The following is a 10138-nucleotide window of genomic DNA, read 5'->3' as shown; positions in this document are numbered from 1 at the left end:
CTGTGGGTGAACGGCTTTCGGACTTCCGCATTCGGCGAGCCCGACTCAACCACCGATCCGGAGCAACTGTCAATGAAACATTGACCACTTCCACAAGTCCTGACCACCGCCGGCGCCCCCCGAAATTGACCATCTTTCCCTCATACTCGCAACGCCAATCACCGCATCCCCAAAAAGATGTGAAAGCAACTCGGCCCGCGCCACTTCAGCCGCATTCTTGACGCAAACTCCAGTGGAATCACTGAACTTCGTCCGCCTAACGTGGCCGCATGCGCAGGCGAGGGTGGGTCGCGGGCTGGCTGGGCGCCGGAGCCCTGGTTCTCACGGCGTGCGGGGGTGGCGGGGAGGGGCCGCCGCACCACCCGTCGGAGTCGGCACGGCCGTCACCGGGGACGGCCGACTCCCCCTCGGCGAAGCCCGCGGAGCGGCGCGGGGACGGGGCCGAGCTGATCCACCGGGAGTCCGGAAAGGGCAGCGCACAGAATCCGGCGTTCGCGCCCGACGGGAAGTCCCTGCTGTTCACGGTCTTCCACGGCGGTTACAACGAGGGGGCCGCCGCGCTGCGCGTACTGCCCCTGGCACACCGCGACGGCCGGGACTCCCGCACGGCCGTCCGCGACTTGCTGGACGAGCACGACCGGGCGGCGGTGAACCTGCCCGGTTCCAGCTGGCGGCCCTCGGCAGGAGTGACGTTCGCCTCCGACCGGGCGGGCAAGGACGAGATCTGGGTGCTCAGGCCGGGCGGGCGACCGGAGCGGGTGACCGAACACCCGGGGAATTCAGGGTATTTGGAGCCGAGTTTCTCGCCGGACGGAAAGTGGATCGTCTTCCAGGAGAGTGTGGAGCGGGAGGACCCGGACGAAAAGGCGGCACTCGCCGACCGGTCGGCGCTGGGTTCCCTGTGGAAGGTCAGACGGGACGGCACGGAGCAGACGCGGCTGGTGAACGGTCCCGCGAGCCGTACGGACAACCGGGAGCCCAACTGGTCGCCGCGCGGCGACCGCCTTGTCTTCCAGCGCCGGGAACTGGGCAGCGACGCTTGGGCGTTGTATGTGATGAACGCCGACGGGAGCGGCGTGCGCAAGCTGACCACCGTGGCGGGCGAGCACACCGACGCGAGCTGGTCGCCGGACGGCAGATCGGTGGTCTTCTCGTCCACCACGGGCGGGCTCGCCCTGCCGAAGATCTTCGTCATGCCGGTGTCGGGCGGCGCGCCGGTCCAGGTGACGCGCGACCCCGGTACGTACGACGGAGCGCCGAGCTGGTCACCCGACGGCCGCTGGATCGCCTTCGAGTCGCACCCCGGAAGCGAGGACCGGCCGACGTCCTTGTGGCGGGTCCCCGCTCCCGGGAAGCAGTGACGACTACCTTCAGAGCGCGCTCAGTTGATGGTGACGTTGAGCAGGGAGTACTGCGACACCGTCAGCTCCACGCTCGCCTTGTCGCCGTCCGTCTTCCAGGTGACCGGCTTCGGCCCGGGGCCGCCGGAGCCGTCTGGCGAGCTGACCGTGGCCGCCCGCACCTGCCGACCGGCCGGGACGGTGAGGGTGACGGTGCAGGTGGTGGGCTTGGTCGTGAAGGCCGCCGGGGTTTCGCCGAACGCCGTGAAGTTGACCAGCTGCACGATGGTGGCGTCGCCGAGGCGGCTCAGCTCCAGGTGGATACGCGGGTCGCCGGTGAGCGTGACGGCGGGCGGAGCGGCCGTACGGGCCGGTTCGAGGAGCCGGTCGGCGGTGGGCTGGTCGGTGCGCGTGAGGTACTTCAGGCCGAGCAGGTCCTTGATGAACCAGCAGGTGCCCTGACCGAAGGCGTTCCGTTTGGCGGCGGGTACCGGGTCCGCCTTGCGGAAGCCGAGGACATCGGCCAGGGCGTATTCGGCGCGGGTGCCGCCGTGCTCGTCGAGGCCGGTGGGCGCGGGCCCGGTGAGCACGACGGTGCCGCCGCCCGCCACGTACGAGCGCAGCACGTCCGCCTCCGCGTCGGCGACGGCCTGGAGGTTGGGCAGGTACAGCACGCGGTATCCGGCCAGGTCGTCCGCGCTGACGCCGGGGCTGGGCACGGTGTTGAACGGGATGTGCGCGAGGACCAGCGACTTGACCGTGCCGCGGAACTCGCCCAGCCACTGCTGCTTGGTGCAGCTCTCCTCCGGCGTGTCGAAGCTCCACCAGTCCTTGACCCCGGCGGGCGGCTTGGTGTTGACGTACATGCCGCTGCCCTCGACGGGGCTGACGAAGTCGCGCGAAGAGGACGAGTGGTAGACGCCGACCGTGGCCCCGGAGGCGGCGGCGAACAGCTCCTCCTGGTGGGCCGCGACGAAGCCGTACATCCGGGTCCGCATCGCGGTGTCCGTGCTGTCGGTCTTGAACGGGCTCTTGACCTCGTACGGGTTGCAGCCCGCCGCCAGCGTCTCGGCCATCACCAGCGACGCGTCGTCGGCCTTCCAGCCGTAGGAGAAGGCCCACGCCGGCTTGGTGCCGCTGGCCGCGCGGGCGTACTTGTACATCGAGATCAGACAGGTCCAGTCGGAGACCGTGGCGTGCCGCATCCCGTCGTAGTTGCCGAGGATGTCCACCTCCCAGACGTGGCTGACGCCCTCCGCCCGGCGCAGGTACGCGCCGTCGAGGCCCACGGTGGTGGCGTACTTGTAGTCCATGGTCACCGTCTCGACGAAGGTGACCAGGTCCGGGTTGACCGAGCGGCCGGCGGCGGCGATGTCGAGCTGGAACCGGTTGAGGTTGTGGTGGCGCCACTCGACGTAGCGGCGGAAGCCCGCGTTGGTCCAGTCGACCTTCTTGGGCAGCGCCAGGCCGGTGTCGGCCCGGAAGGCGTCCGCGGCCCAGGTGGAGGCGTCGCACCAGCTCAGCGCGCCGTCGAAGTAGATCGGCACGTCCGGCCAGATGGCGTCCACACCGGTGCCCGCCAGGGCCTTGATACGGGTGAGGTAGTGGTCACGCCAGGGCGAGTTGGGGCTGACCCAGCAGCTCTCGTCGCCCGGGTCGACCCAGACGACCAGGCTCCCGTAGAAGACGTTGGGTTTGCCGTCGAGGCCGCGCTGCACCCAGTTCTTGCCGTCGCCGTTCTTGTAGAACGACTTGCCCTTCTCCCCGCCGACGCTGATGACCTCCAGCGAGGGGTAGTACACGATCACCCGTATCCCGGCGGCGTGCGCCAGGTCGGAGAAGCGCTTCATCTGCGCCATGTGAGTGCTGAACTGCTTGTCCGGCAGCCAGTTGGACAGGATCGTGTCGACCTCGATGACGCTCACGTTCTGCGCCTTGAGCTTGTCGATCACCGGCTTCATGTCGCGGGCCGGGTCGGCGTCGTCGTCGAACGTCCCGTCCGCGATCCGGGCGAACCTGGCCCAGTCGGGGAAGGCGGCGGCAGGGGCCGGGGGTCCCGCCGGTACGGCTGCCGGCGTGGCGCCCGCCGGGGCGGCCCACGCCGCGCCCGGCGGACGCTCCCACAGCCCCGGCAGCAGGCTGGTGGCCACGGCCAGTCCGCCCGCGCCCAGCCCGCTCCGTAACAGAGATCTGCGGCTCAGTCTGCGTCCCTCGTTCACCCGTCTCACATCCTCACGTCGAGCACCGACCGCGGTGCGCCGCCCCGGAAACGTTCTCGATTCAACGCCCGTCCCGCGCGGTCGCGCCCCGGTCAAACACAGAACGGCCAGAAGTCGCCGTATGTCCGGATCACACGAGGTGCGCGGCACACCGAGGGCGGCAATGGTCTGGACCTGGAACCGGACGGTCGCCATGCTGTTGACGAGCACACGCCAACCCCTCTCCGGCGTGGAAAGGTGCCCGCCCATGCCCGCACAGCCACCACCCCCTCCGGAACGCCCCGGACCCACCGCCCCCGCCTCCGGCCCGGCCCGCCGCTCGCTCATCGGGGCAGTGGGCGCCGGCGCGCTCGGCGCCGCGCTCGGCGTCCGCACGCCCGCCGCGTGGGCCCTGCCGTCACCCACCCGCCCCGAGTGCGCCGCAGGTCAACGGCCGGTGTTCCTGGGGACGTACGGCAACGGCATCATCACCTGCGCGTTCGACACCAGGACCGGCGCGCTGACCCGGCAGAGCAGCTTCTCCGCGGTGACCGACCCCTCCTTCCTCGCCGTCTCCCCCAACGGCAAGGTGCTCTACGCACTGGACAACGGCGGACGGCAGGGCGCCGTACGGGCCTTCGCCATCGGCGCCGGGGGCGCACTGACCGCGCTGGGCCCGGCGCGGTCCACCGGCGGCGCCAACGTCACCCACCTGTCCGTGCACCCCACCGGCCGCTATCTGCTCAGCGCGAACTACGGCGCGGGCAGCGTCGCGGCGCACACGATCAGCGCCGACGGCAGCGTGGGCGCCCGTACCGCCCTGGTCCAGCACACCGGCTCCGGACCCGACCCCGGACGCCAGGAGGGCCCGCACGCGCACCAGATCCTCACCGACCCCACGGGCGCGCACGTCTTCGCCGTCGACCTGGGCACCGACAAGGTGTACACCTACCGGCTCGACCCCGCGAGCGGCGCGCTGCGGCCGGCCTCCGAGGTCCGCTCGGCCTCCGGCGCGGGCCCCCGGCACATGGTCTTCCACCCCACGGCCCCGTACGCCTACGTGGCCAACGAGCTGAACAGCACGGTCACCGTGTACGCGCTCAACACGGCGACCGGCGCGCTGACCCGCGGCGAGAGCCTGCCCACCGTCCCCGGCAGTGCGGCGACGGTGGTCCGCAACTACCCCGCCGAGGTGGTGATTTCGGCCGACGGCCGGTTCCTCTACCTGTCCAACCGGGGCCACGAGAGCGTCGCCCGGTTCTCCGTCACCGGCGGCGGCGCCGGGCTGCGCCTGCTGGACACCGTGCCCAGCGGCGGCTCCTGGCCCCGGCACATCGGCCTCGCGCCGTCGGGCACGCTGCTCTTCGCGGCCAACCAGTACGGCAGGACGGTCGCCGCCTTCACCGTGAACCAGGACTCCGGCGCCCTCACCCCCTCGGGGGCGCCGTTCGCCACCTCGTCGCTGGGCTGCGTACTGCCCGTCTGACGCCGCTGCTCACCCGCCGCCTTCCACCCGCTCCGGGTCGGTCCACCGGGCCCCGGTGCGCGCCTGGAAGGCGGCGACGGCGGCCTCCACCGTGGGGAAGAAGTGGTCCGGGTCGATGGTGCGGGTCAGTTCATAGCGCTCGATCTTGCGGCGGACGGGGTCCTTGAGCTCGGCGAAGACCAGGTGGACGCCCTGCGCGTTCAGGGTCCGGTCGAGCTCTTCCAGCACGTCGGCGGCGGTGGTGTCCACATCGGTCACCGGCTCCGCCGCGACCACGATCCAGACGGGCGGCGGATCGGCGCGGGCGAGCCTGCGTACCGCGTCGCGGAAGGTCTTGGCGTTGGCGAAGAACAGCGGCGCGTCGAAGCGGTAGAGGACCAGACCGGGCAGCCGGCAGGCGTCCGGATACGAGCGGATGTCGTGGTAGCCCTCCAGCCCGGCCACCCGGCCGAGCACGGTCTCGTACGGCCACCACGCGCGCCGGAACACGTTGAGGATGGACAGCCCGACGGCGATCGCGATGCCCGGCAGCACGCCGAGCAGCGCGACGCCGAGGAAGGCGGCGACCGACAGCAGGCACTCCGCCTTGCGCTGGTGCCACAGCCGAGCCGCCCCGGGCAGGTCGGTCAGGGACAGGGACGCGGTGATGACGACGGCGGCCAGCGCGGGCTGCGGGAGGTCGCGGAAGAGGCCCGGGAGCAGCACGATCATGAGGGTGATCAGGACCGCCCCGACCAGTCCGGTGAGCTGGGTGCGGGCTCCGGCGCGCTCCGCCACGGCCGTGCGCGAGCCGCTCGTACTGACCGGGAAGCCCTGGAAGAAGCCGGCGGCCAGGTTCGCCGCGCCGATCCCGGCCATCTCCTGGTTGCCCCGTACCTCCTGGCCGGAACGGGCCGCGAAGGCCGAGGCGGTGGAGATCGTGTCGGCCAGCGACACCAGGGCGATCCCCAGGGCGCCGGCGAACAGCAGTCCCAGATCGTCCAGTTGCACCTGGGGGATGGTGAACGGCGGGAAGCCCTCGGGGAGTACGCCGACCGTGTCGACGCCGTGTTCGTCCAGGCCGAAGAGGGCCGTGGCGCCGATCGCGAGCACCACCATGACGAGGATCGCCGGCACCTTCGGCAGTACCCGCTGCAGCACCAGGACCAGCGCGACCCCGGCACAGCCGATCGCGGCCGCGGCCGGGACCACTTCACCGTCCGCCAGCCCCCGGACGAAACCGGCGGCCTCGTCGATCAGGCCGTCCCCGTCGACGCTGAACCCCAGCAGCTTCGGCAGCTGTCCGATCATGATGGTCAGCGCCAGCCCGTTCATATAGCCGATCATCGTCGGCTTGGAGATCAGGTCGGCGACGAAGCCGAGCTTCGCCACGGACGCCAGGACCATCACGGCGCCGACCATCAGGGCGAGCATCGAGGCGAGCGCGACCGCGCGCCCCGGATCGCCGCCGGACGCGACGAGCGGCAGCACGGTGGCCGCGATCATGGGCCCGAGCGAGGAGTCCGGGCCCAGCACCAGGATGCGCGAAGGACCGCACACCGCATAGCCGACCAGGCACAGGACGGAGGTGTACAGACCGGTGATCGGCGGCAGTCCGGCCAGGTCCGCGTACGCCATGCCCTGCGGCACCAGCAGGGTCGTCAGGACGACCCCGGCGACCAGGTCCTTGACGAGCCAGGCGCGCCGGTACGTTGACAGCACGCGGAAAGCGGGCACGGCCTGCCGTACGTCGGTCATCGGCGGGCGGCCCGTTCGGCGGCGGGCCGGTCCGGCACCAGGGCGAGCCGGAAGATCCGTTTCCAGGCGATGTGCGGCCGGGGGCCGGGCACTCCGGGGCGCTGCCGGGGCACGAGCACGCGCAGGGCCGACGGCCGCACCTCGCAGTGCACGGGTACGGGCAGGGTCAGCGCCTCACCGTCGACACCGACCGGTATCCGGTCCCGGTCCGCGTCCACGGTCACCGTCCTGCCCGTCGCGCGGGTCAGTCCGGCGGAGCGCTGCCCCCGGAGCAACCCGGCGGCCTGCGCGGCGCTCGACACCCGTACGCCGATCATGCCGAGCACCCCGCCGTTCAGGTACGGCCGCCGCCCCAGCCCGGTGATGTCCCCCATGCCGTAGGGGTTGTTGCTGACCAGCACGGCCTGCGGCCCGGAGACGACCACGTCGTCCGTGCGGGCCGTCAGGCGGGCGCCGCGGTGCCCCACGAGGTAGTCCGGGAGCACGTCCGCGACGGTACGGGTCTTCCCGCCGCGGTAGGACGGGCTCTGCACCACTTCGGCGTACGCCCCGAACGACACGTTGTTCACGAACGGACGGCCGCCCGCCCGGCCGAGGTCCACGCGCATCTCGGTGCCGTCCCGCAGCGCGTCCAGGGCCTTCGCGGGGTCGTCGCGGTCCAGTCCCAGGTCGAGGGCGAAGTGGTTGCGGGTGCCGGCCGGGATGACCAGCAGCGGCACACCGTGCTCGGCGGCGACGTCGGCGACGATCGCCTGCGTACCGTCGCCGCCCGCCACGCCGAGGACATCGGCGCCCTTGACCACGGCCGCCTGCGCCAGCCCGGCGACATCGACGGTGCCCGGCCCTTCCAGCAGGGCCACGTCCGCTCCCAGGGCCTCCGCCTTCTCCCGCAGTCCGAACCGCGCCACCTTGCCGCCGCCGGAGCGCGGATTCATGATCATGAAGGGCTGCCGGGGCGGCGCGGCCGGTGTCTCGGGCATCGCGGCCGGTCGGTCCACGCGTACGAGGGCGGACCGCCCGGCCACCACCGCGGCCAGCCACAGCGCGGCGGACAGCGCGATGACCCAGGCCACATGGCGGTTCACGTACGCGATCAGCACCAGCACCGGCGCCGCGACGGCCAGCGCGAGGGCGAGGGCCCGCCGGGCGCCGCGGTGGGTGAGCGCCCACCACAGGCCGGCCGCCGTCACCACCAGGCCGCCCGCCCCCACCCCGAGCAGGGCGATGGCGCGCAGGCCCGCGAAGAGGAGCAGCACCACCACGGCTGCCGCCGCCGCGAGCAACGCGGCGCGGGCCAGCCAGCGTTCCCGAGCAGTCAGAGCTGTCATGACGGCCTCCAGCCTGCCACCGCCAGCTTGGCACGCCGTCCGCGCGGAAGGCACCCGTCCGGAGCCCGTCACATCGGCTGATTCCGGCGTTATGCGTCGCGGTCCTGGCCCCGGTACGCCTGCATGGAGGCGGCCATCTTCCGCTTGACCGGGGGCAGATGATTGACCAGCCGCATCCCGGTGCGCATCGCGGCGAGGACGGCGCGGCCGAGGACGGGCCTGTGGATCGGCGCGTTGCCGTCCATCTGCTCCAGGGACTTGCGCACCGCGTCGAAGCCGTAGTCGATCATCTGGGTCTCGTAGTCGCGGACCGCGGGGACCAGGGGCATCCGGCCGTCGCGGACGGCCGTCAGGTTCCGGCACAGCAGGAGGGCGTCGCGCAGCGCGGTGTTGGCGCCGACGCCGCGGCCCGGGGTCATGGTGTGGATGGCGTCGCCGATGAGGGTGATGTTGCTGGAGGGCCACTGCTCGACCGGTACGGAGGTGCGTATCCGGATGGGGAAGCAGGTCGAGGGGTCCACCAGGTCGACGAGTGCGCGCAGACGCGCGTCCCAGGTGCGGGTCAGCTCCCGGAACAGCTCGCACAGCCCCGCCCCGTCCCGCTCGTGGATGTCGGCGGGCAGGTTCCGCGTGGCACCGCTGATGCCGAGCATGATGTAGTCGCGGGTGTTGTCGAACTGGAGGCCCGGCCAGTTCTTGATGAGGTCGGCGTCGGTGGCGCCGATGCCGCTCCTGGGCGCTCCGTTCTCGTCCCAGGGGAACCGCATGACGTGGAGGATCAGGGAGTAACCGCCGGGTGCGAGAAAGAGGTTGACGCCGTCGGCGGTCTTGTCGGTCAGCAGGGTGCGGGTGATGTCCGTCAGGGGCACCTTGCCGCCGATGGCGGTGATCCCGGCGTCCTTGAGTTCCGCGTGCGGCAGGTACTGGCGGCGGACCCGCGAGTTGGTGCCGTCCGCGCCGACCAGCACGTCGCCGGTGGCGGACGTGCCGTCCTCGAAGTGCGCGGTGACCGTGCCGTCGGGGTTACGCTCGTAGTGCGTGAAAGCCTTGTCGAATCGCACCAGGTCTTCCAGCCCGGTCAGCAGCACCTGACGCAGCGTCATACGCGAGACCGAGCGCTCCGCCCCGGCCCCGTCCTCGCTCGCCCGCGCGAAGCCGCTCAGGGAGAGCACTTCCTTGTACTTCTCCGTGTACATGGTGAAGTGGTCGGGGGTACGGGCGCAGGTGGCCACGAAGGTGTCGAACAGCTCGGGCGGCAGCAGCCGGGACAGGGCGCGGCTGCCGTCGTGGTCGATGCCGACGCGGTAGCCCTGGAGGCCGCCGCCGCGGGTGCGGTCGCGTTCGAAGACGGTGCAGGCGATGCCGGCGCGCCGCAGGCCGTGCGCCAGCGCGAGGCCGCCGGTACCGGCACCAATGATCATCACGTGCATGGGACTGCCTTCTTCTCGCTCGTGGATGGGGCCGGAGACCGGCTTTTCACGCGGAAACGGGACCGGCCTTGCCGCTGCCGCGCTTCGGGGCGGCCACGGCGCGCAGCCGCTCGGTGTGCCGCTCCTGCACCTCGCGGTTGAAGTCGAGGAAATCGGCGACCAGGGCCAGCTGTTCGTCGTCGTAGCGGGCGAAGACCTGCGCGGCGGAGTCCTCGACGAAGGGCATCATCAGCGCGCGGGCGCGCTCCTGGAGTTCGGGGGTGACCTGCACCAGCGTGCTGCGCCGGTCGGTGGGGTGCGGGGTGCGCGCCAGGTAGCCGCGCTTCTCCAGCCGGTCGATCATCGCGGTCACGCTGCCCGTGGTCAGCCCCAGCCGCCCGCCGAGCTCGCCGGGGGTGGCCCGCTCGGCGCTCAGCAGCAGTTCCAGGCACCGCAGGTCGGTCTCGTTGACCCCGAGCAGGCGGGCGACCTCGCGGTCGAAGTCGTCGACGGCCCCCTGGTACGCCTGTACCGCCCGCCCCAGGGCCGCCTTGATCTCGTTCTCTTCCGGCACGCGACGCCCGTCCTTTCACCCTCGGCCATTTACCTCGAATTCCAAGATACATGAGAATCGAGGGAG

General features: G+C 71.7%; 7 protein-coding genes. 2 read left to right on the top strand and 5 right to left on the bottom strand.

The genetic code is table 11. The features are described 5' to 3' along the window. Nucleotides 1-269 precede the first annotated feature (269 nt). Nucleotides 270-1361: a TolB family protein gene (locus CP984_RS36665; protein WP_003985607.1), complete on the top strand. Its 1092-nt coding sequence runs from the start codon at nt 270-272 to the stop codon at nt 1359-1361. Between the two features lie 20 nt (nt 1362-1381). Here CP984_RS36665 and CP984_RS36660 read toward each other — a convergent pair whose 3' ends face one another. Next, on the bottom strand, nt 1382-3559 hold the full coding sequence (locus tag CP984_RS36660) for a type 1 glutamine amidotransferase family protein (protein WP_030312024.1): 2178 nt from the start codon (nt 3557-3559) through the stop codon (nt 1382-1384). Between the two features lie 247 nt (nt 3560-3806). Between CP984_RS36660 and CP984_RS36655 the strand changes: the two genes are divergently transcribed. Beyond that, nucleotides 3807-5024: a lactonase family protein gene (locus tag CP984_RS36655; protein WP_043977291.1), complete on the top strand. Its 1218-nt coding sequence runs from the start codon at nt 3807-3809 to the stop codon at nt 5022-5024. Nucleotides 5025-5033: 9 nt separating this feature from the next. Here CP984_RS36655 and CP984_RS36650 read toward each other — a convergent pair whose 3' ends face one another. The 4 genes from CP984_RS36650 to CP984_RS36635 form a co-directional block, all read right to left on the bottom strand. Further along, on the bottom strand, nt 5034-6761 hold the full coding sequence (locus CP984_RS36650) for a SulP family inorganic anion transporter (protein ID WP_003985604.1): 1728 nt from the start codon (nt 6759-6761) through the stop codon (nt 5034-5036). Beyond that, nucleotides 6758-8089, bottom strand: a complete 1332-nt coding sequence (locus CP984_RS36645) for a diacylglycerol/lipid kinase family protein (protein ID WP_003985603.1) — start codon at nt 8087-8089, stop codon at nt 6758-6760. The genes CP984_RS36650 and CP984_RS36645 overlap by 4 nt, the downstream gene beginning before the upstream one ends. 89 nt (nt 8090-8178) lie before the next feature. Further along, entirely contained in the window at nt 8179-9519 is a 1341-nt protein-coding gene (locus CP984_RS36640; RefSeq protein WP_003985602.1) for an FAD-dependent oxidoreductase, read from the bottom strand. Nucleotides 9520-9565: 46 nt separating this feature from the next. Beyond that, nucleotides 9566-10072 (bottom strand): MarR family winged helix-turn-helix transcriptional regulator, encoded by a 507-nt coding sequence (locus CP984_RS36635; protein WP_003985601.1) that lies wholly within the window; start codon nt 10070-10072, stop codon nt 9566-9568. Nucleotides 10073-10138 lie beyond the last annotated feature (66 nt).

Origin of the sequence: Streptomyces rimosus (assembly GCF_008704655.1) — a bacterium.
Lineage (GTDB): Bacteria > Actinomycetota > Actinomycetes > Streptomycetales > Streptomycetaceae > Streptomyces > Streptomyces rimosus.
The sequence above is the reverse complement of the archived record's forward strand: the minus strand, read 5'-3'. Positions and strand labels throughout refer to the sequence as shown.

What these genes read in the sequence shown, in the direction of transcription:
- CP984_RS36665 (WP_003985607.1), top strand. Translation starts at nt 270, where the DNA reads ATGCGCAGGCGAGGGTGGGTCGCGGGCTGGCTGGGCGCCGGAGCCCTG.
- CP984_RS36655 (WP_043977291.1), top strand. Translation starts at nt 3,807, where the DNA reads ATGCCCGCACAGCCACCACCCCCTCCGGAACGCCCCGGACCCACCGCC.
- CP984_RS36650 (WP_003985604.1), bottom strand. Translation starts at nt 6,761, where the DNA reads ATGACCGACGTACGGCAGGCCGTGCCCGCTTTCCGCGTGCTGTCAACG.
- CP984_RS36645 (WP_003985603.1), bottom strand. Translation starts at nt 8,089, where the DNA reads ATGACAGCTCTGACTGCTCGGGAACGCTGGCTGGCCCGCGCCGCGTTG.
- CP984_RS36640 (WP_003985602.1), bottom strand. Translation starts at nt 9,519, where the DNA reads ATGCACGTGATGATCATTGGTGCCGGTACCGGCGGCCTCGCGCTGGCG.